The sequence below is a fragment of the Achromobacter sp. genome, from assembly GCF_032113835.1.
Lineage (GTDB): Bacteria > Pseudomonadota > Gammaproteobacteria > Burkholderiales > Burkholderiaceae_B > Achromobacter.
On record NZ_DAMCTG010000021.1, the window covers coordinates 46356 to 65572 of the forward strand.

Here is a 19217-nt window from a genome sequence, read left to right on the forward strand (position 1 = left end):
CACACCGGCCCATCAGCCGGATCGGACCGTCAGCGCGTTCAGACCGGCCATCCGGATTGCCGATGCGCCGAATCCCAGAACATCCATTCGAGCTGTGCGGCATGGGTGTACGCCTGGTGCATCGCGGCCAGCGTCTGCGGCGAAGCCGTTTCCGCCGTGCGGTCCACGCTGGCGATCACGGCGCGGACCAGCGCGTGGAAATCGTCGCCGGCGTAGGTGTCGATCCACGCCGCATACGGATTGGGCCGCACGGCGCGCGCGTGGATGTCGCGTCCGATCTCGGCGTAGATCCAGAAGCAGGGCAGCAGGGCCGCCAGGACTACGGGATAGGGCGCGCTCCAGGCGGTGGCGATCAAATAGCTGGTGTAGTGATGGCTCGCCGGCGTCAGCGGCGTGGCTTCGAAGGTGGCGGTGTCGATGCCGAACTGCTGCATGAAGCCCGCATGCAGGCTGCGCTCGGCGACGACGGCGCCCTTGGCGGCCTCGGCAAACTGCACCACGCCGTCGGCATCGTCGGCCTTGGCGGCGGCGATGGCGAGCGCCCGTCCGAACGCCACCAGATAGTGCGCGTCCTGGATCATGTAGTGCTTGAACGCGTCCTCGGCAAGCTGGCCGCTGGCCAGTTCGCGGTTGAACGGCATGTCGCGCGTTTTTTCATAGAGCGCGGCGTTGCGGGTCCAGGCGTCGGAGCTGAAAGACATGGGATTCCTCTGGGGCAAGGCTTTGGCGCGCGGGGATGCGCGCCATCAGCGGGGCATAAGGGTGATAAGGCGAGAGCGCAGGCGGATCGCGGAATGGGGGCCGGTTTGATCAGGCCGCGCGCTTGCGGTGATGACGGGCGTAGTCGAAAAGCGCGTCGCGCAGCACCACTGCCTGGTTGTGCTCGGTATTGCGCGCCCCAAAGAGCAGGGTGAGGGGACGGTCGCCCGCGGCTTCCAGTAAAGCCGCCATGCGCGCCTGCTGTTCTGGCGTGGCAAGTTCAGCCAGATACTTGGCGCGGAAGTCGTCCCAGCGGTCCTCAATGTGGCTGAACCACTTGCACAGTTCGGCGCTGGGGGCGATATCGCGGGCCCATTCGTCCAGGCCCAGGTCTGCGCGGCGCAGCCCGCGCGGCCACATGCGGTCCACCAGGGCAAGGTAGTGACCTTCCGGACCGGTGCCTTCATAGACACGCTGCACGACGATGCTGGACGATTTCATGCCGGCTCCTGCGACTGAGTGTGCGGCCAGTCTACTGCACCCCTGGCGCGCGCAGGATCCGTGCGCGCCGGCGGCTTGATGTCGCGCACAGGCTCAGGCGCAACGAGAAGTGTGCCGCATGGACGACACTCTGGTTTCGCAGCGCGAACCTGAATAGTAGCTGAACGGATAGAATATGCGCCGATATTCCAGCGAACAGCGCTCAACGTCGGGGGAAGCTGCGCTATCTGCGCTTTATGCACACTAAGTAGTCCGTCGACAAGCTTGTCGCGCCGACGGGTTCTGGATTACATTCTCTTAATCTCTATGTAACAACCCTATTGCAGGCCGACTTCGTCGGCTTTTTTTGAACCCACGATCCTGTCGTGGCTTCGCCAGGCCGCCTGGCGCCCCTCGCCGTCATGCCGTCACGCCATTCTTCAGTCCTGCTTCCCTTGCCCGGCATCGCCGCCATCCTTTGCCGCCGTAAAGGCATTGCGCAAGGTGCGTCTTCTTGTCTGCACCGCCGCCCATGCTGAATTCCGCCGATCAGTCCGCTAGCCAGCCCGGGACGGGCCGCCGCCTGCGCATCCTGCACACGGAAGCCGCCACGGCCTTCGGGGGCCAGGAATTCTGCATCTTCAAAGAGATGGTTGCCATGCGCGAGCGCGGCCATCACCTTGAAGCCGTCTGCCAGCCGCACGCCGAGCTGGCGCAGCGGCTGCGCGACGCGGGGTTTACCGTGCACACGGTGAAGATGGGCGGGGCGCTCAATTTCATGCGCGCCGTGGCGTTCGTGCGACGCGTGGCGGCGCGCGGCCGTTTCGACGTCGTCAATACGCACAGCCGCAGCGACACGGTTCGCGCCGCGATGGGCGCGCGCCTTGCGGGCACGCCGCTCATCGTGCGCACCCGTCACCTGGCCAAGCCGATCAATTCGCTGTACGCCTACACCTGGCTGGCGCACCGCGTCATCGCCGTGAGCAAACACGTGCACCGCCAATTGCTGGATCGTGGCGCGTCGCCCTCGTCCATCGCCATCGTCCACTCCCCGATCGTGGTACCCGAATACGACAGCCAGCGCAGTGTCCGGCAAGAACTCGGTCTGCCTGACGACGCGCTCGTGGTGGGTTGCGTGGCGGTCATGCGCGCGGAAAAGGGCCATGCGGACCTGATCGACGCCTTTCACCGCGTCCTGACTGCGTTTCCCCAGGCCCATCTGGTGCTCGCCGGGGACGGCATGCCGGTGTTCGAGCGCCTGAAGGCGCAGGTGGCGGCGCTGGGCATCGAATCCCGCGTGCACTTTCTGGGCCGGCGGAACGACATCGGCAACGTGTTGCAGGCGTTCGACGTATTCGCCCTGCCAACCCACCGTGAAGCCTTTGGCACCGCGTTCGTCGAGGCCGCCGCCATGGGCGTGCCCGTGATCGGCACCGACGTGGGCGGCGTGCCCGAAACCATGCAGGCCGGGGTCACCGGTTTGCTGGTGCCGCCGCAGGACCCCGCGGCGTTGGCCGCCGCGCTGGAAAGCCTGCTGGGCGATCCGGAACGCCGCCGCCGCATGGGCGAGGCGGGGCGTGATCTCATTCGCGGCCAGGGACTTTTCAGCGTCGGCCGCGCGGCGCAACTGGTCGAAGCGGCTTACGTGCGCTGGCTGGGAGAACGGCGTGGGCCGGCCTCCGAGACATCCCGCGATTCAGTGCCATAACAACGCGTTCATGGCTTCGGCCAGCCGGTCCCGGTAGCGGGGCAGCAGGGCTTGCACCTGCTCCTGCCGGTCCTTCCAGGAATCGGGCTCGGCGCCCCGCGCGATGCGTGGCGCCGCCCAGATCGGATCCGGAAAATGCCGGTCGCCGCGCCAGCGCGGGATCACATGCCAATGCAGGTGCGGCACCATGTTGCCCAGCGACGCCAGGTTGATCTTGTCCGGCGTCAGAATCGCCTGCTGCGTTTCCTCCACCACATACACCGCCCGCATCAGCAGGTCGCGACCGTGCGTCGACAGGCTGGTCATCTCGGCCAGGTGGCCGTTCCAGATCACGCGCGTGAAGCCCGGATAGTCGGCATCGTCGACCTCGATGATGCGCAGGTGCGGTCCGCGCCACAGCAGCGTCCCGCCGTCTTCCTGGCACAGCGGACAGTTGGGATCGCGCGCGCTCAAGCCATCACCTTGCGGTACTGGATGAAGCCGGAACGGTCGGCAATGCGGTCGTAGAGCTGCATGGCGGTCGCGTTGGTTTCGTGCGTGAGCCAATAGACGCGGGCGCAGTTGGCCGCGGCGGCTTCGGCGTAGACGTGTTCGATCAGCTTGCGGCCCGCGCCCGTGCCGCGCGTGTCCTGGTCCACATAGAGATCCTGCAGGTAGCAGTAGTCGCCGGCGGTCCAGGTGGAACGATGGAAGATCCAGTGCACCATGCCGACGGCGCGGCCGCTTTCATAGGCCAGCGCCGCGTGCATGGGCTCGGCGGGGTCCAGAAAGCGCGCCCAGGTGTTGCGGGTGACGGCGTCGTCGATGCTGACGCGGTAGAAGTCCTGGTAGCCCTTCCACAGCGGCAACCAGGCGTCGAAGTCGGCGGCGACGATGGAACGGATTTCTGCGGTACTCATGGCGCAAGGCCTCCTGGGGGTCTTCAGAGTTGGGTTTCCATGGCGTCGACGATATGCCGCAGCACCTGCAGGCGAGCGTAACGCTTGTCGTTGGCCGACACCAGATGCCACGGCGCGTGGGCCACGTCGGTCCGCGTCATCATCTCGTTGGCCGCCGCCGCGTATTCGTTCCACTTGTCGCGGTTGCGCCAGTCGTCGGGCGTGATCTTGAAATTCTTGAACGGCGATTTCTCGCGTTCGCGGAAACGCTTGAGCTGCTCGTCGGGCGTGACGGCCAGCCAGAACTTCAGCACCAGCGCGCCGCTGGCGGCAAGCTGTTCCTCGAAGTCGTTGATTTCGGCGTACGCGCGGCGCCACCGGGCGGGCGGTGTCAGCTTTTCGACGCGCTCGACGAGCACGCGGCCGTACCACGAGCGGTCGAAGATGCCGATGCGGCCGTGGCTCGGAATGCAGCGCCAGAAGCGCCACAGATAAGGCCGGGCCAGTTCCTCTGTCGTGGGGGCGGATATGGGGGTGATGTCGACCTGCCGGATGTCCAGCGCGTGCGTGACGCGGCGGATGGCGCCACCCTTGCCTGCGGCGTCCTGGCCTTCGAACACCAGGATCAACGAGCGATTCCTGAACTTGTCGGAGCGGGCGGCGCGCGCTAGCCGGCCTTGCAGCAGGCCGAGTTCGGATTCGTAGTCTTCCTTGTCCACCTTGGCGTCGTAGTCCAGCTTGCCCAGTCTGTCCACGATGCGAGTCTTGCTGGAATGCGCCACAAAAGCGGGCGGCAGGCGCGGCACGCCGCGCCGGCGCAGGGCGCCGAGCACCGCCTCGGCGGTGCGGGCGGCGCGCATGTTTTCATCGGCGCTGGGGATCACCACCCACGGCGCATGGCCGCAGTCGGTGTGGTTGAGGACGACGTGGGCGCCGGCCCGGATGCGGTCGAACCGCTTGTTGACCTTCATGTCGACCGGGCTGACCTGCCAGGCCGTATCGGGGTTGGCCAGGAGGCGCTGCGCCCGCGTCTTCTGTGCCTTGGCGGACAGGTGAAACCACAGTTTGACGATCTGCACGCCTTCGGCGGCCAGCATGGTCTCAAAGCGCATGATGGCGGCCGAGTGCGCCTCGATTGCGTCCGCGTTGGGCTTCTTGCGCACGGCTTCGATCAACAGCGGCACATACCAGGAACCGAACACGATGCCCGTGCTGCCCTTGGGCGGCAGGTCGCGCCAGTAGCGCCACAACGGCGGGCGCTCGAGCTCGTCGCCTTCGCGCGGGCCGTAGGCCAGCGTGCGGATGTGACGTGGATCCATCCATTCGTTCAGCAGGTTGATCGTGGCGCCCTTGCCGGCGCCGTCGATGCCAGCCACGACGATAAGCAGCGTCTTGTCGGCCTGCCGCAGCCGCTCGTACTGCGCATTGAGCAGCGCGACCCGCAGCCGCGCTTCGAGCGCCTTGAATTCGTCTTTGGACAGAGTGGGGTCGGCTTCGGCTTCGGCAAACATGGATACGTCGGATCGGGTGGCTGCGATCGGGCGATCTTGCGGGATAAGGCCGCGCGGCGCAAGTGCGCCGCGGCCGGGCGTCAGAGCGCGTTGACGGGAATCTTGAGATAGCGCACGCCGTTGTCCTCGGGCGGCGGAAAATGACCGGCGCGGATATTCACCTGGATCGCCGGCAGGATCAGCGTGGGCATCGACAGCGTCGCATCGCGCCGCGTGCGCATGGCGACGAATTCGTCTTCGGTAATGCCGTCGCGCACGTGGATGTTGCCGCGGCGCTGGTCGGCCACGGTGGTTTGCCAGGTGGCCTCGCGGCCTGCGGGCGGATAGTCGTGGCACATGAAAAGCCGCGTGTCGTCAGGCAGGCTCAGCAGGCGCCGGATCGACTGGTACAGCAGATGCGCGTCGCCACCGGGAAAATCGCAGCGCGCCGTGCCCACGTCCGGCATGAAGAGCGTATCGCCCACGAACGCCGCATCGCCGATCAGGTACGCCATGTCGGCCGGCGTATGGCCAGGCACATGGATGGCCGTGGCGGTCAGCGCACCGATCTGAAAGGTCTCGCCGTCGGCGAACAGATGGCCGAACTGCGAGCCGTCGAGCTGGAATTCCGGCTCCAGGTTCAGGATGGTCTTGAAGACGCCCTGCACGGTGCGGATGCTCTGGCCGATGGCGATGACGCCGCCGAGCTGGCGCTGCAGATACGGAGCGGCCGACAGATGATCGGCATGGGCATGGGTTTCCAGCAGCCAGACCGTCCGCAGTCCGCGCTCGCGCACGTAATTGGCCACGAGATCGGCGCTGGCGGTGCTGCTGCGGCCGGACTTGGGATCGTAGTCCAGCACCGAATCGATGATGGCGCACGCGCCGCCCGGCGCGGGCTCGTGGACGACGTAGGTAATGGTCGCGGTGGCGGAGTCGAAGAAGGCCTGGATGTGCGGGTTCATGGGGGCTCGCGTGAAGGCCGCGCGGGCGGCCTGATCAGGTCGATTTACGAAAATAAATAATATTTGCGCATAGTTTATTCATAAATATAATGACGCCGCTATCCCCCACGTGTCCGACACCCAGTCATGAACGCTCCACTTACCGATTGCGAAGTTGCCGTCCTGCGCCAGTCCGCCACACAGGCCTGCGCACTGCTCAAGGCGTTGGCCAATGAAGACCGCTTGCTGCTCTTGTGCCAGCTGGTCCAGAATGAACGCAACGTCGGCGAGCTGGAATCGCTGACCGGCATCCGCCAGCCGACGCTGTCGCAACAGCTTGGCGTGCTGCGCGACGAAGGTCTGGTCGCGACGCGGCGCGAGGGTAAATACGTCTATTACCAGATGGCCAGCTTCGAGGTCAGCCAGGTGATGAAAACGCTATCCAGTTTGTACTGCGGACGCGCCATGGAGTCACTCAAGTGAACGTGGACTGGTCCGCCTTCACCCCGGCCGCCGGCACGGCGGGCGGCCTGCTCATCGGCGCCGGCGCGGTGCTGCTGATGCTCGGCGCGGGGCGCATCGCGGGCATCAGCGGCATCGTGGGCGGGTTGCTTGCGCCCGAGCGCGGCGGGGGCTGGCGCATCGCATTCCTGCTGGGGCTGTGCGCCGCGCCCTGGCTGTTCCGACTTTTTTCCGAGCTGCCTTCCATCACGGTCGAGGCCAGCACGCCGCGCCTCATCGTCGCCGGCCTGCTGGTCGGCATCGGCACGCGCTACGCGTCCGGATGCACCAGCGGACACGGCGTGTGCGGTCTGTCGCGCGGATCGCGCCGGTCGCTCGCCGCCACCCTGATCTTCATGACTGCAGGTTTCATTACTGTCTACGTGCTGCGGCACGTGGCGAGCGTCTGACCATGGCCGCGCTCTACGCCTTCGCCGCCGGGCTCGTCTTCGGATTGGGCCTGCTCATATCGGGCTTGGCGGACCCGGCGCGCGTGCTGGGCTTCCTGGATCTGGCCGGGCTGTGGAATCCCACGCTGGCATTCGTGATGGGCGGCGCCGTGCTGGCGACCAGCATCGGCTATGCGCTGGTGCGGCGGCGCCGGGCCAGCCTGTCCGGCGAGCCCATGCGCTGGCCGCAAGCCAGCCGGCTCGACGCACGGCTGGCCGCGGGCAGCCTGGCGTTCGGCGTGGGCTGGGGTCTGGCGGGCTTCTGCCCCGGACCCGCGCTGGTCGCGGCAGCAGCCGGCATCGGCGACGCGGCGGTGTTCGCGGGGGCGATGATCGCCGGCATGGGCATCCATGCCTTCATCACGCGGGCCCCGCGCCGCGAGGACAGCGCCACCGGCCCGCGCGCCTAGCTGCAGGCTTGCCGGCGAGGTTGATTGCCTATTCGTACGTCCGGATGTCGTCGATGACCTTGCCGTCGTTCGGCAGGCCGCCCTCGGCCACCCATTCGACATCGGCCCGCAGCTTCGTCACATCGCGCGCCGAATCGGCAATGCGGCGGGCCAGCTCGTCGTTCTGTTCGCGCGACTCCACCTTCAGCACCATCCGGTCCGACCCGGTGCTGCCGCTGATGACAAGCCGCGCGCGCAGGATCTCCGGATGCCGCCGCGCCACGTCCGCCACCTGCGACGGATGCACGAACATGCCGCGCACCTTGGTGGTCTGGTCGGCGCGCCCCATCCAGCCCTTGATGCGCGTGTTGGTGCGCCCGCACGGCGAGAGGCCGGACATCACCGCCGACAGGTCGCCGGTGCCAAAGCGCACCAGCGGGTAATCGGGATTCAGCGTGGTCACCACGACCTCGCCGACTTCGCCTTCCGGCACGGGCTCGCCGGTGCCGGGGCGCACGATCTCGACAATGATGTCCTCGCCCACCACCAGCCCTTCGCGGGCAGGCGTCTCGAACGCGATCATGCCCAGGTCGGCGCTGCCGTAGGCCTGGTAGCCGTCGATGCCGCGCGCCGCCAGCCAGTCGCGCAGCGAAGGCGGAAAGGCCTCGCCCGAGACCAGCGCGCGCCGCAGCGAATCGAGCTTTACGCCAAGCTCATCGGACTTTTCAAGAATGATCTTCAGGAAGCTTGGCGTACCCGTATAGCCGCTGGGCGCCAGGTCCTGGATCGCGCGCACCTGCTGCTCGGTCTGCCCGGTGCCGCCGGGAAACACGGTGCAGCCCACGGCGTGGGCGGCCGTTTCCATCATCGAGCCGGCCGGCGTGAAGTGGTACGAAAAGCAGTTGTACGCCAACTCGCCGGCGCGAAAGCCCGCCGCGTACAGGGCGCGTGCGAAGCGCCAGTAATCCGACCGCGCGCTCTCCGGTTCGTAGATCGGCCCGGGCGAAGCGAACACGCGCATCGCTTCGCCCCAGCCGATGGCGGAGAATCCGCCGAAGGCCTTCTCGGCACTGGCGGGCCGCGCGCCGTCGTCGCGGCTGTGCTGCTGGCGTTCCAGCAGTTCATGCTTGCGCAGCACCGGCAGCCGGGCCAGCGCCGCGCGCGAGGTGATCGTGGCGGGGTCCACGCCGCGCAGTTGCTCGGCGATGGCCGGCGCGCGTGCGATGGCCCGCGCAATCGCCCCGGGCAGGGCGGCCATCAGTTCGCGCTCGCGTTGCTCGGGCGCTCGGGTTTCGCGGTCATCGAAAAACTCGGACATGGGATCGCACCTTCTCGTGTGCCGGTTTGCGGCGCCGTTGCCGGCGCCATGCGGCAAGCGCTGGCTTGCCCGCGTCGGGAATCAGGCCAGCCAGCGTTTGCGGCGGCGGTAGAACTTGTTGTCTCGGAAACTCTTGCGTTCGCCGCTGGAAATGCCCAGGTAGAACTCCTTCACGTCCTCGTTCTGCGCCAGATCGGAAGCCGCGCCGTCCATCATCACGCGCCCGTTTTCCAGGATGTAGCCGTAGTCGGCGTAACGCAGCGCGATGTTGGTGTTCTGCTCGGCAAGCAGGAAGCTCACGCGCTCGCGCTGGTTCAGGTCGCGCACGATTTCGAAGATCTCTTCGACGATCTGCGGCGCCAGGCCCATCGACGGCTCGTCCAGCAGAATCATGTTGGGGTTGGCCATCAACGCGCGGCCGATCGCGGTCATCTGCTGCTCGCCGCCCGACGTATACCCGGACTGGCTGGTGCGGCGCTGCTTCAACCGCGGGAAATACTGGTACACGCGTTCCAGCGCGGCCGTGGTGTCGCCCCGGCTCATGCTGCGCGTATAGGCGCCCGTCAGCAGGTTTTCCTCGATGGTGAGGTGGGCGAAACAATGCCGGCCTTCCATCACCTGCACGACGCCGCGTTTGACCAGTTCGGCAGGCGTCAGGCGTTCGATGCGCTGGCCGCGGTACTGGATGTTGCCCTTGGTGACGTCGCCGCGCTCGCCCTTGAGCAGGTTCGAGATGGCGCGCAGCGTCGTGGTCTTCCCCGCGCCGTTCGCGCCCAGCAGCGCCACGATCTTGCCCTCCTGCACCTGCAGGGACACGCCCTTGAGGACCAGGATGACGTGGTTGTAGATCACCTCGATGCCGTTCACATCGAGCAGCACCTGAGGGGCGTCGGCGGCGGCAATATTGGCGTCGTTCATAAACCTTCCTGCAGCGTGGCGGCGGCCGGCCGGAGAGCCGGCCGCCGGTTCATATCAACCTGCGTTGCGCACCCGCGGCGCTAGGACCGCGGGCGCTCCAGAAGCATCACTCGCACTTGCGCGGCGTGATGTTCTTTTCCTTGGCGTACTTGGCCGCCGATTCCTTGACCATCGGGTCCAGGATCGTCTTGTCGGCCTGATACCAGTCGGAGACCACTTTGAACTTGGAACCGTCCCACTGCACGATGCGGGCCCAGTCGTCGCCCTTGTGGTTGGCGCACGAGGTCTTGACCGGACGCATGATCTGGCCAAAGCCCAGCTTGTCGAGCTTTTCCTGCGTCAGGTCCAGGTTCTCGAAGCCCCAGCGCACCTGCTCCGGCGTCAACGCCTTGCCCTTGCCGTACTTTTCTTGCGCGGCGCGGATCGCTTCCACCTGCAGCATCGAGATCATCATGCCGCGCGTGTGGGCGATGGTGCCCAGCGTGGTCTTGCCGGTCTTGTCCGCGCCCTGGCCCTTGTCGTAGACGTACTTCTTCAGATCGTCGTAGACCTTGTCGCTGTCGGCGCCGCTGTTGTGGATGGTGATGGCGTTGTAGCCCTTGGCGACATCGCCCAGGTCCTTGACGTCGCCTTCGGAGCCGGCCCACCAGATCGCGTACATCTTGTCGCGCGGATAACCGCTGGCCTGCGCTTCGCGGATGGCGGTGGGCGTCATGATGCCCGCGCTCCACAGCAGCACGTAGGCCGGGCGCGCCTGGCGGATCTGCAGCCAGGTGGATTTCTGCTCCACGCCGGGGGCCGTCACGGGGTACAGCAGCAGTTCGAAGCCTTCCTTGGCCGCGCGCTTCTGCAGCAGCTGAATCGGCTCCTTGCCGTACGGCGAGTCGTGATAGACCAGGGCGATCTTCTTGCCCTTGAGCTTGTCCATGCCGCCTTCTTTCTTGGCAATGTCCTGGATCATCACGTCGGCGGCGGTCCAGTACGTGCCCAAGAGTGGGAAGTTCCACTCGAACACGCTGCCGTCCACCGACTGCGACAGGCCGTAGCCCATGGTTTCCACGGGCACCTTGTCGATGATCGCCTTGTCGCTGACCGCGAACGTGATGCCGGTGGACTGGGTGTCGAAGCCCGATGCGCCGGTGCCCTTGCCCTTCAGGCGCTCGTAGCATTCCACGCCGCGGTCCGTGGCGTAGGCGGTCTCGCATTCTTCGTACGTGATCTTGACGCCGTTCACGCCGCCATCGCGCTCGTTGACGAGCTTCAGGTAATCCAGCTTGCCGTCGGCCCAGGGAATGCCCAGCGGCGCGAACGATCCCGTGCGATACACCAGCAACGGAACGAACTGCTCTTCGGCCGCCATTGCCGGCGTGGCCACGGCGCCCGCGGCGCCGGCTGCGGCCATCAAGGCTGCCGCCAACTTCAGGTTAAGACGCTTCATCTCCATTTACCTCCTGCGTGGTGCTTGGGTCGGTTAACCCTGGGACACCGGGATTGGCCCGGTCTTGAGCCGGGTATTCGGGGCGGTGGTCCAGCGCGGTCGTGCCGCGCCGGACCCGCGGAAATCAAAACGAAAAACGGTCAGTGCGGGAACGGCCAGATGCGCAGCTTCTCCTTGCCGATGCTCCACAGCCGCGCCAGGCCATGCGGCTCGGCGATCAGGAAAAATACGATCAGCGCACCGAACACCATGTGCTCGATATGGGCTGCGGTGTCCACCGACAGCGGCAGGCCCAGCATGTGCGGGATGTTGGACAGCGCCACCGGCACCAGCACAATGAACGCCGCGCCGAAGAAGCTGCCGATGATCGAACCCAGCCCGCCGATGATGACCATGAACAGCAGCTGGAACGAGCGGCCCAGGTCGAACGCCAGCGGCTCCCACGAACCCAAATGGATGTAGCCCCACAATGCGCCCGCCACGCCGACGATGAACGAACTGACCGCGAACGCCGTCAGCTTGGCGTACATGGGCCGGATGCCGATGACCGATGCCGCCACGTCCATGTCGCGGATCGCCATCCACTGGCGTCCGATGGCGCCACGCACCAGGTTCTTGGCCAGCAGGCTGAAGACGACGACCAGGATCAGCACGAACAGATACTTCTCCATGGCGCTTTGCACCGGCAGTCCGAAGGCCGTGAGCGGCGGCACCGACACGCTGCCCGAGGGCGAATAGTTGGTGAAGAAGGGGATGCGCAGGAACGCCCAGTCCACGAAGAACTGCGCCGCCAGCGTCGCCACCGCCAGATACAGGCCGCGGATGCGCAAACTGGGGATGCCGAAGATCACGCCGACGATGGTGGCAAAGCAGCCACCCAACAGAATCTGCACCACGAGCGGCATGCCGGGAAAGCGCACGCCGAAGTTCCAGGCCGCATACGCACCCACCGCCATGAAGGCGCCCGTGCCCAGCGAGATCTGTCCGCAGTAGCCGACCAGGATGTTCAGGCCCACGGCGGCCAGCGCCAGGATCAGGAACGGAATCAGGATGGCGCGCAGCAGGTAGTCGCTGGCCATTGCCGGCACGGCGATGAACGCCACTGCCATCAGCAGCCAGATGAAGACGCGGTCCTGGCGGATCGGGAAGATCTGCTGGTCAGCGCGATAGCTGGTCTTGAATTGGCCGTTTTCGCGATAGAACATTTTTTATCCTTGGTGAGCCGCGGGCTTAGACGCGGTCGATGATCTTCTCGCCGAACAGTCCTTGCGGACGGAACAGCAGGAACACCAGCGCCAGCACGTAGGCGAACCAGATTTCGATGCCGCCTCCCACAAGCGACCCCAGATAGACCTCGGACAGCTTTTCCCCCACGCCGATGATGAGCCCGCCCAGAATGGCCCCCGGCACCGACGTCAGACCGCCCAGGATCACCACCGGCAGCGCGCGCAGCGCGGCGGTGGACAGCGTGAATTGCACGCCGAACTTCGATCCCCAGATGATTCCCGCCACCAGCGCCACCAGCCCGGCCACGCTCCACACGATCACCCAGATGCGGTTGAGCGGAATGCCGATCGACTGCGCGGCCTGGTGGTCGTCGGCCACGGCCCGCAGCGCGCGGCCGGTCGAGGTGTACTGGAAGAACAGCGCCAGCGTCGCCACCAGCAGCGCGGCGATGACCGCCGCGGTCAGGTCTTCAAGGTTGATGAGCAGTCCCCCTTCGAACACCGAGTCCAGGATCATCAGCGGATCCTTGGGCATGCCGACGTTGATGGAGTACACCGAGCTGCCGAACGTGATCTGGCCCAATCCATCCAGGAAGTAGCTGATGCCCAGCGTGGCCATCAGGAGCGTCGTGGCTTCCTGGTTGACCAGGTGACGCAGCACGAAGCGTTCGATCGCGACCGCCAGCAGGAACATCACGATGGCGCTGACGATGAACGCCAGCACGTTGGCCAGGATCATGTTGTCAAAGCCCAGCCAGCGCGGCAGCCATTCCGAAAAGCGCGCCATGGACAGCGCCGCCACCAGCACCATCGCGCCCTGCGCGAAGTTGAAGACGCCGGACGCCTTGAAGATCAGCACGAAGCCCAGGCCGATCAGCGCGTACAGCATGCCGCTCATCAGGCCGCCGAATAAGGTCTCTAGAAAAAATCCCATGTCTTTCCGCCTTGGTTGTCCGGCTTAGTGCGACACGCCGAGATAGGCGCGGATCACGTCTTCGTTGGCACGGACCTCATCGGGTTTGCCGTCGCCGATCTTCTTGCCGTAGTCCAGCACGACCACGCGGTCCGAGATGTCCATGACCACGCCCATGTCGTGCTCGATCAGCACGATGGTCGTGCCGAACTCGTCGTTCACATCCAGGATGAAGCGGCTCATGTCCTGCTTTTCCTCGATGTTCATGCCGGCCATCGGTTCATCCAGCAACAACAGGCGCGGCTCCATCGCCAGCGCGCGGCCCAGGTCGACGCGCTTTTGCAGGCCGTAGGGCAGGCGGCCCACCGGCGTCTTGCGATAGGCCTGGATTTCCAGGAAGTCGATGATGTTCTCGACGAACTCGCGGTGCTGCATCTCTTCGCGCTCGGCAGGCCCCAGGCGGAACGCCTGCGACAGCAGGCCGCTCTTCATGCGCAGGTTGCGGCCGGTCATGATGTTGTCCAGAACGCTCATGCCCTTGAACAACGCCAGGTTCTGGAAGGTGCGCGCGATGCCCATTTCGGCGGCGCGGCGCGGGTTCATCCGCGAAAACCGCTCGCCGCGAAATGCAATGCCGCCTTGCTGCGGCGTGTATACGCCGTTGATGACGTTGAGCATCGAGCTCTTGCCCGCGCCGTTGGGCCCGATGATGGCGCGGATCTCGTGCTCGCGCACGTTGAATGAAATATCGGTCAGCGCCTTCACGCCGCCGAAAGACAGGGAGATGTTCTGCATGTCCAGCATGACATCGCCGATACGCTGGTCGCGGTCGTTATGGCTCATGTTCTTTACGCGGCTCGGGCGGTGATGGCGGGAAACGTCTTGACCGGATGGATCCGCAGATCCGCCGAAATCTTGCCGGTGCGTCCGTCTTCGAATTTCACTTCGGTCTCGATGAACTGCGACTGCTTGCCGCCAAAGAGCGCATCGATCAGCACGCCGTACTTCTGCGCGATGAAGGCGCGGCGCACCTTGCGCGTGCGGGTCAGCTCGTCGTCGTCCGGATCCAGTTCCTTGTGCAGGATCAGAAAGCGGCTGACCTGCGACGCCGCCAGCTTGGGATCGGTCGCGAGATCCGCGTTGACCTGCTCCACGCACTCGGCGATCAGCTGGTAGACCTCGTCCTTGCCCGCCAGATCGGTATAGCCGGCGTAGGGCAGGCCGCGGCGTTCGGCCCAGTTGCCCACGGCTTCCAGGTCGATGTTGATGAACGCGCACACGTCCTCGCGATTCGCGCCAAACGCCACCGCTTCCTTGATGTGCTGGAAGAACTTGAGCTTGTTCTCGATGTACTTCGGCGCAAACAGGCTGCCGTTGGCCAGCTTGCCCACGTCCTTGGCGCGATCGATGATCTTGAGCTGCCCGTCCGTATCCAGATAGCCGGCGTCGCCCGTGTGGAACCAGCCGTCGGCGCTGCGCGCTTCAGCTGTGGCGTCCGGATTGCGGTAGTACTCCTTGAAGAGACCGGGGCTCTTGACCAGGATCTCGCCGTTGTCGGCCACACGAATCTCCACGCCCGGAACCGGCGGTCCCACCGTGTCGTCGCGCACCTGGCCGTCGGGCTGCACGCAGACGAACACCGAGGTTTCGGTGGAACCGTACAGCTGCTTCAGGTTGATGCCGATGGAGCGGTAGAAGACGAATAGGTCCGGCCCGATGGCTTCGCCGGCGGTGTAGGCCACGCGTACGCGGCTCATGCCCAGCGCGTTGCGCAACGGACCGTAGATGAGGACGTTGCCCAGCGCGTAGCGCATGCGGTCCCAGGCGTTGACGGACTCGCCATCCAGAATCTTTGTGCCCACGCGGCGCGCCAGCTTCATGCAGGCCGCGAACAGCTTGCGCTTGAGATATCCCGCATCTTCCATGCGGATCATCACGTGCGTCAGCAGGCCTTCAAGCACGCGCGGCGGCGCGAAGTAATAGGTGGGGCCAATATCGCGCATGTCGATCGACACGGTGTCGGGCGACTCGGGATGATTCACCGTGAAGCCCGTGACAAGCAGCTGCGTGTACGAAAACATGTTCTGGCCGATCCAGGCGGGCGGCAGGTACGCCAGCACGTCTTCCTGATCGGTAAGCTTTTCCATCTCGGACACGGCGCGCGCGCGGTCGATGAGCGCATGGTGCGTCAGCACCACGCCCTTCGGCTTGCCCGTCGTACCGGACGTATAGAACATGGCCGCGGCGTCGTGCGGCTGCACGGCGGCCACGGCGCGCGCATAGAAGTCGGGATGCTTGGCGGCGTATTCGCTGCCCAGCGCTTCCAGTTGCTCGTAAGACAGCAGCATGGAATCGGCGTAGTGCCGCAGGCCGCGCGGGTCGTCGAACACGACATGCTTGAGCGCAGGGCACTGTTCGCGCACCTCGATCATCTTGTCGACCTGCTCCTGGTCCTCGACGATCGCAACGCTGATATCCGCATCCTGCAGCACGTAGACCATTTCCTGCGCGACCGCATCCTGATAGAGCGGAACCGGAATGGCGCCAAGCGATTGCGCGGCCATCATGGCCATGTAGAGGCGCGGGCGGTTTTCACCGATGACGGCGACGTGCATGCCGGGCTGAATGCCGAGCGATGCAAGGCCCTGCGCGACGTGACGGACATGCTCCGCCACTTCGGACCAGGTCAGGGTTTGCCAGATCCCCAGGTCTTTCTCTCGTATCGCGGGCCGCGACCCACGAACGTTGGCATGCGCGAGCAGCAGCGCCGGAAAGGTGTCCGGCGCCGCCGGCACCTGTGCAGATGCGGGCGATGAATGTGCCACGTTGTCTCCTCCGGTTTGGGCGCATCGCGCGCGGCGCCTGCAATGAAGCGGCGGCTGCGGCGGCGTGCTTGACCAGTTGGTTTTAGATTTACGGCAGGAGTTAAGGTATAAGGTTGGGTTGCTACCAACTGTCACCATCGCGACATTCAAGGACCTTTTAGGGTATTCCCGATGCAGCTATCCGACTCCCTGCAACTCGCCGCCGCCTGGTTCCGCGTGCTCAACGCCGAACAGCAAGCGCGCGTGGAGCGGGACCTTTCCGTGCAGCAGGTCGTTGCCGGATCGATCATAGAGCGCAAAGGCGAACTCGCCCAGGCATGGATCGGCGTGCTGGCGGGACTGGTGAAGGTGTCGGTGGGCAATTCGGAAGGCAAGGTCGCATCGTTGACGGGCGTGCCCGCCGGCGGCTGGATCGGCGAGGGCTCGCTGCTGAAGCGCGAGGTCCGCAAGTACGACATCGTGGCGCTGCGCGATTCGGTGGTGGCGCGTCTTCCGGGGACGACGTTCGACTGGTTGCTGGATACCAGTATTCCGTTCAACCGATACCTGCTGCATCAATTGAACGAGCGCGTGGCGCAGTTCATCGGTAAGGCGGAGTACGACCGTCTGCTGGATCCGGATGCGCGCGTGGCCCGCTGTCTGGCCGAGCTCTTCAATCCTTTGCTGTATCCGGGCATGGGGATGCGGCTGACGATTACGCAGGAAGAAGTCGGCTATCTGGCCCGGGTGTCACGCCAGCGCGCGAACCAGGCGCTGCGCAAGCTGGAGGAAGCAGGGCTGTTGAATGTGGAATATGGGGCGGTTCGGGTGCTGGATCTGGACGGGCTGAAGCAATACGGCTCGGACCGGGGCGCGGTGGAAGCGGAGCAGGCGGCGTAGGCGTTATCGGGATTGAAAAAAAAGTGTTGACGATAAATCGCGCGCTATTTAATATCGCACCATGAAATCCAGAAACAAGACCAAAGCCGCTTTCAACCCGCTGCTGCTGGACAGCCAGCTGTGCTTCGCCTTGTACTCGACCTCGCTGGCGATGAACAAGGTGTACCGCAAGCTGCTGAGCGGGCTGGACCTGACCTACCCGCAATACCTGGTGATGCTGGTGCTGTGGGAAGGCGACGAAATTACGGTGACGGATATCGGCAGCCGCCTGTTTCTGGATTCGGCCACGCTGACGCCGCTGCTCAAGCGCCTGGAAGCCGCGGGCCTGGTGACGCGCAAGCGCGCCGTGACGGACGAGCGCCAGGTGATCGTGGGCCTGACGAAGCAGGGCCGCGATCTGCGCCACAAGGCCGAAGCGGTGCCGCATGCCGTCGGCGCGGCAGCACAGTGTTCGCTGGACGAAGCGCAGGGCATGACGAAGATGCTGCACGCGCTGCGGGAGAAGCTGGCCGAAAGTCTTTGAGGTTTCGGATGATGTTTGTCATCATCCGGTTTTATAAATAGCGCACGATTTTGTTGTTCACTATTTAAAGTTTCAGGCAAGTCGCAAGTTCATCGTTGACCGCCGACACGGGAAGGATCCCGCAAGGCAAGCAGTTCAAACTTTCATTCAAAGGAACCACACCATGTCGATCGAAAAAGTCCTCTACCGCGCCAACGCCACCGCCACCGGAGGCCGCGAAGGCCGTGGCGTCAGCGACGACGGCAACCTCGACGTCAAGCTGACCACCCCGCGCGAACTGGGCGGCGCCGGCGCAGCAGGCACGAACCCCGAGCAACTGTTCGCCGTCGGCTACTCGGCTTGCTTCCTGGGCGCGATGAAATTCGTCGCCAACCGCGACAAGATCGCGATCCCGGCGGACGTGTCGGTGAACGGCATCGTCGGCATCGGCGCGATCCCGACGGGCTTCGGCATCGAAGCGGAACTGAAGATCTCGCTGCCGGGCCTGGACCGCGCGGAAGCCGAAAAGCTGGTCGCGGCCGCACACATCGTATGCCCGTACTCGAACGCCACGCGCGGCAACATTGACGTGACGCTGACGATCGTTTGAGGGTGACGTTGCATTGAGAGTAGTGTGACGTTGACGATTGTTTGAGATCGATGTTGCATTGAGATCAATGTGAGGTGAGAGTGGGCCTTGCAGGTGAAGACCGATTTGCTCGGTTGCCTGTGAGGCCCATTTTTTTTTGATGTTGCGTCAGGTTCTTTATGGTTCGTTGATTTTCTTGGCGCCAGGTTCTTCGTAAGCCGTCGGTCTTTCGTCGGAAAGGTTCTTCGTTGGTCGTCTGTCCTTGTGTCGCGAACGTCTTCGTAGGTCGCCCGACGCCGCGGTCACCGTGGGCACGATCGCCCACGATTGCGGTCCGGAGCCTTCGCTCCGGACTGCCCCGTTGTCATCTTCGTCCGCCTTCGGCTCCCTTCAGATTCCCTCGGGCGCATCGACGGCGCTCGCGCCCACGGTGACCGCGACGCCGTGCTGCTAGGGTCTTTGGGTTGTGGCGCTGCAAGACCTGTGGTCAGGGCAGGAGATCTGCGGGGCCGCCGATTGCTTCCGCCCGGGCGGCGGCAATCGGCATCGGAGCTGTGGGTCGTCGTGGCGGTGTGCGCTTGCGCGCTTGCGGAGAGCGGCTTGCGAATGACGCTCGTCAGTGGGGGGAGAGCGGTGATGGGCGGCGCGGCGACGAGCAGCCACAACTTCCCGACCCGTACGCGCCGCCCATCGGGCACTGGGGTTCAAGTGACGATTAGTGGTGGCGTTCTTTTTTCTGCCGGTGTCTGACACCCTTTGGAGATGCACTTGGTATGACGCGAATCTCACCGGGGTGTCAGACACCTCATTCGGTCTTACGAATTTGCTGGTGTCAGACACCCGACTTGGTCTTACGAATCTGCCGGTGTCTGACACCCTCGGGAGACGCTCTTGGTATGACGCGAATCTCGCCAGGGTGTCAGACACCTGACTTGGTCTTACGAATTTGCCGGTGTCTGACACCCTCGGGAGACGCTCTTGGTATGCCGCGAATCTCGCCAGGGTGTCAGACACCCGACTTGGTCTTACGAATTTGCCGGTGTCTGACACCCTCGGGAGACGCTCTTGGTA

At 64.9% G+C, this 19217-nt stretch carries 20 protein-coding genes; 7 read left to right on the forward strand and 13 right to left on the reverse strand.

What is annotated here, in order from left to right; genetic code table 11:
- Nucleotides 1-38: 38 nt before the first annotated feature.
- Nucleotides 39-701 carry a thiaminase II gene (tenA, locus tag RT697_RS10435; RefSeq protein WP_313698662.1) on the reverse strand — a complete coding sequence of 221 codons (663 nt, stop codon included), beginning with the start codon at nucleotides 699-701 and terminating at the stop codon, nucleotides 39-41.
- Between the two features lie 109 nt (nucleotides 702-810).
- Complete coding sequence (locus RT697_RS10440; protein ID WP_313698664.1) at nucleotides 811-1200, reverse strand: DUF488 family protein; 390 nt, start codon at nucleotides 1198-1200, stop codon at nucleotides 811-813.
- A 511-nt stretch (nucleotides 1201-1711) separates the two neighbouring features.
- Here RT697_RS10440 and RT697_RS10445 point away from each other — a divergent pair.
- Nucleotides 1712-2887, forward strand: coding sequence for a glycosyltransferase (locus RT697_RS10445; protein WP_313698666.1), 1176 nt, complete (start codon nucleotides 1712-1714; stop codon nucleotides 2885-2887).
- Here RT697_RS10445 and RT697_RS10450 read toward each other — a convergent pair.
- The 4 genes from RT697_RS10450 to RT697_RS10465 all read right to left on the reverse strand — a co-directional run bounded on the left by RT697_RS10450 (nucleotide 2876) and on the right by RT697_RS10465 (nucleotide 6220).
- Nucleotides 2876-3340 carry an HIT family protein gene (locus tag RT697_RS10450; RefSeq protein WP_313698668.1) on the reverse strand — a complete coding sequence of 155 codons (465 nt, stop codon included), beginning with the start codon at nucleotides 3338-3340 and terminating at the stop codon, nucleotides 2876-2878. The two genes, RT697_RS10445 and RT697_RS10450, sit on opposite strands and share 12 nt — an antisense overlap.
- Nucleotides 3337-3786, reverse strand: coding sequence for a GNAT family N-acetyltransferase (locus tag RT697_RS10455; protein WP_313698669.1), 450 nt, complete (start codon nucleotides 3784-3786; stop codon nucleotides 3337-3339). Before RT697_RS10455 ends, RT697_RS10450 begins: the two co-directional genes overlap by 4 nt.
- 23 nt (nucleotides 3787-3809) lie before the next feature.
- Entirely contained in the window at nucleotides 3810-5276 is a 1467-nt protein-coding gene (gene pap / locus RT697_RS10460; RefSeq protein ID WP_313698671.1) for a polyphosphate:AMP phosphotransferase, read from the reverse strand.
- An 80-nt stretch (nucleotides 5277-5356) separates the two neighbouring features.
- Entirely contained in the window at nucleotides 5357-6220 is an 864-nt protein-coding gene (locus RT697_RS10465; RefSeq protein WP_313698673.1) for an MBL fold metallo-hydrolase, read from the reverse strand.
- Nucleotides 6221-6346: 126 nt separating this feature from the next.
- On the opposite strand from RT697_RS10465, the gene RT697_RS10470 reads away from it, so the two are divergent.
- Genes RT697_RS10470 through RT697_RS10480 form a run of 3 tightly spaced genes read left to right on the forward strand, consistent with a single transcriptional unit; the run spans nucleotide 6347 to nucleotide 7559 of the window.
- Complete coding sequence (locus RT697_RS10470; RefSeq protein WP_313698675.1) at nucleotides 6347-6682, forward strand: metalloregulator ArsR/SmtB family transcription factor; 336 nt, start codon at nucleotides 6347-6349, stop codon at nucleotides 6680-6682.
- On the forward strand, nucleotides 6679-7110 hold the full coding sequence (locus RT697_RS10475; protein ID WP_313698677.1) for a YeeE/YedE family protein: 432 nt from the start codon (nucleotides 6679-6681) through the stop codon (nucleotides 7108-7110). The genes RT697_RS10470 and RT697_RS10475 overlap by 4 nt, the downstream gene beginning before the upstream one ends.
- A 2-nt stretch (nucleotides 7111-7112) precedes the next feature.
- Nucleotides 7113-7559 carry a DUF6691 family protein gene (locus RT697_RS10480; RefSeq protein ID WP_313698679.1) on the forward strand — a complete coding sequence of 149 codons (447 nt, stop codon included), beginning with the start codon at nucleotides 7113-7115 and terminating at the stop codon, nucleotides 7557-7559.
- A gap of 28 nt (nucleotides 7560-7587) precedes the next feature.
- Here the strand turns inward: RT697_RS10480 and RT697_RS10485 are convergent, their stop codons facing one another.
- The 7 genes from RT697_RS10485 to RT697_RS10515 form a co-directional block, all read right to left on the reverse strand.
- Nucleotides 7588-8856: a phenylacetate--CoA ligase family protein gene (locus tag RT697_RS10485; protein WP_313698681.1), complete on the reverse strand. Its 1269-nt coding sequence runs from the start codon at nucleotides 8854-8856 to the stop codon at nucleotides 7588-7590.
- A gap of 81 nt (nucleotides 8857-8937) precedes the next feature.
- Nucleotides 8938-9774: an ABC transporter ATP-binding protein gene (locus RT697_RS10490; RefSeq protein ID WP_313698683.1), complete on the reverse strand. Its 837-nt coding sequence runs from the start codon at nucleotides 9772-9774 to the stop codon at nucleotides 8938-8940.
- A gap of 106 nt (nucleotides 9775-9880) precedes the next feature.
- Nucleotides 9881-11218 (reverse strand): ABC transporter substrate-binding protein, encoded by a 1338-nt coding sequence (locus RT697_RS10495; RefSeq protein WP_313698684.1) that lies wholly within the window; start codon nucleotides 11216-11218, stop codon nucleotides 9881-9883.
- A gap of 134 nt (nucleotides 11219-11352) precedes the next feature.
- Nucleotides 11353-12417 (reverse strand): branched-chain amino acid ABC transporter permease, encoded by a 1065-nt coding sequence (locus tag RT697_RS10500; RefSeq protein ID WP_313698686.1) that lies wholly within the window; start codon nucleotides 12415-12417, stop codon nucleotides 11353-11355.
- A 25-nt stretch (nucleotides 12418-12442) separates the two neighbouring features.
- Nucleotides 12443-13372: a branched-chain amino acid ABC transporter permease gene (locus tag RT697_RS10505; protein WP_063955103.1), complete on the reverse strand. Its 930-nt coding sequence runs from the start codon at nucleotides 13370-13372 to the stop codon at nucleotides 12443-12445.
- Nucleotides 13373-13396: 24 nt separating this feature from the next.
- Entirely contained in the window at nucleotides 13397-14194 is a 798-nt protein-coding gene (locus RT697_RS10510; protein WP_313698688.1) for an ABC transporter ATP-binding protein, read from the reverse strand.
- Between the two features lie 5 nt (nucleotides 14195-14199).
- Complete coding sequence (locus RT697_RS10515; RefSeq protein ID WP_313698690.1) at nucleotides 14200-16176, reverse strand: AMP-binding protein; 1977 nt, start codon at nucleotides 16174-16176, stop codon at nucleotides 14200-14202.
- A gap of 171 nt (nucleotides 16177-16347) precedes the next feature.
- Between RT697_RS10515 and RT697_RS10520 the strand changes: the two genes are divergently transcribed.
- From RT697_RS10520 to RT697_RS10530, 3 genes are all read left to right on the forward strand, one after another.
- On the forward strand, nucleotides 16348-17055 hold the full coding sequence (locus RT697_RS10520) for a Crp/Fnr family transcriptional regulator (RefSeq protein ID WP_175124978.1): 708 nt from the start codon (nucleotides 16348-16350) through the stop codon (nucleotides 17053-17055).
- A gap of 61 nt (nucleotides 17056-17116) precedes the next feature.
- A complete protein-coding gene (locus tag RT697_RS10525) occupies nucleotides 17117-17578 on the forward strand; it encodes a MarR family transcriptional regulator (RefSeq protein WP_313698692.1) in 462 nt (153 codons plus the stop codon).
- A 163-nt stretch (nucleotides 17579-17741) separates the two neighbouring features.
- On the forward strand, nucleotides 17742-18167 hold the full coding sequence (locus RT697_RS10530; RefSeq protein WP_056560358.1) for an organic hydroperoxide resistance protein: 426 nt from the start codon (nucleotides 17742-17744) through the stop codon (nucleotides 18165-18167).
- Nucleotides 18168-19217: the final 1050 nt, after the last annotated feature.

What these genes read in the sequence shown, in the direction of transcription:
- RT697_RS10470 (WP_313698675.1), top strand. Translation starts at nt 6,347, where the DNA reads ATGAACGCTCCACTTACCGATTGCGAAGTTGCCGTCCTGCGCCAGTCC.
- RT697_RS10510 (WP_313698688.1), bottom strand. Translation starts at nt 14,194, where the DNA reads ATGAGCCATAACGACCGCGACCAGCGTATCGGCGATGTCATGCTGGAC.
- RT697_RS10530 (WP_056560358.1), top strand. Translation starts at nt 17,742, where the DNA reads ATGTCGATCGAAAAAGTCCTCTACCGCGCCAACGCCACCGCCACCGGA.
- RT697_RS10525 (WP_313698692.1), top strand. Translation starts at nt 17,117, where the DNA reads ATGAAATCCAGAAACAAGACCAAAGCCGCTTTCAACCCGCTGCTGCTG.
- RT697_RS10455 (WP_313698669.1), bottom strand. Translation starts at nt 3,786, where the DNA reads ATGAGTACCGCAGAAATCCGTTCCATCGTCGCCGCCGACTTCGACGCC.
- RT697_RS10445 (WP_313698666.1), top strand. Translation starts at nt 1,712, where the DNA reads ATGCTGAATTCCGCCGATCAGTCCGCTAGCCAGCCCGGGACGGGCCGC.
- RT697_RS10485 (WP_313698681.1), bottom strand. Translation starts at nt 8,856, where the DNA reads ATGTCCGAGTTTTTCGATGACCGCGAAACCCGAGCGCCCGAGCAACGC.
- RT697_RS10480 (WP_313698679.1), top strand. Translation starts at nt 7,113, where the DNA reads ATGGCCGCGCTCTACGCCTTCGCCGCCGGGCTCGTCTTCGGATTGGGC.
- RT697_RS10440 (WP_313698664.1), bottom strand. Translation starts at nt 1,200, where the DNA reads ATGAAATCGTCCAGCATCGTCGTGCAGCGTGTCTATGAAGGCACCGGT.
- RT697_RS10490 (WP_313698683.1), bottom strand. Translation starts at nt 9,774, where the DNA reads ATGAACGACGCCAATATTGCCGCCGCCGACGCCCCTCAGGTGCTGCTC.
- tenA (WP_313698662.1), bottom strand. Translation starts at nt 701, where the DNA reads ATGTCTTTCAGCTCCGACGCCTGGACCCGCAACGCCGCGCTCTATGAA.
- RT697_RS10505 (WP_063955103.1), bottom strand. Translation starts at nt 13,372, where the DNA reads ATGGGATTTTTTCTAGAGACCTTATTCGGCGGCCTGATGAGCGGCATG.
- RT697_RS10500 (WP_313698686.1), bottom strand. Translation starts at nt 12,417, where the DNA reads ATGTTCTATCGCGAAAACGGCCAATTCAAGACCAGCTATCGCGCTGAC.
- RT697_RS10520 (WP_175124978.1), top strand. Translation starts at nt 16,348, where the DNA reads ATGCAGCTATCCGACTCCCTGCAACTCGCCGCCGCCTGGTTCCGCGTG.
- RT697_RS10465 (WP_313698673.1), bottom strand. Translation starts at nt 6,220, where the DNA reads ATGAACCCGCACATCCAGGCCTTCTTCGACTCCGCCACCGCGACCATT.
- pap (WP_313698671.1), bottom strand. Translation starts at nt 5,276, where the DNA reads ATGTTTGCCGAAGCCGAAGCCGACCCCACTCTGTCCAAAGACGAATTC.
- RT697_RS10495 (WP_313698684.1), bottom strand. Translation starts at nt 11,218, where the DNA reads ATGGAGATGAAGCGTCTTAACCTGAAGTTGGCGGCAGCCTTGATGGCC.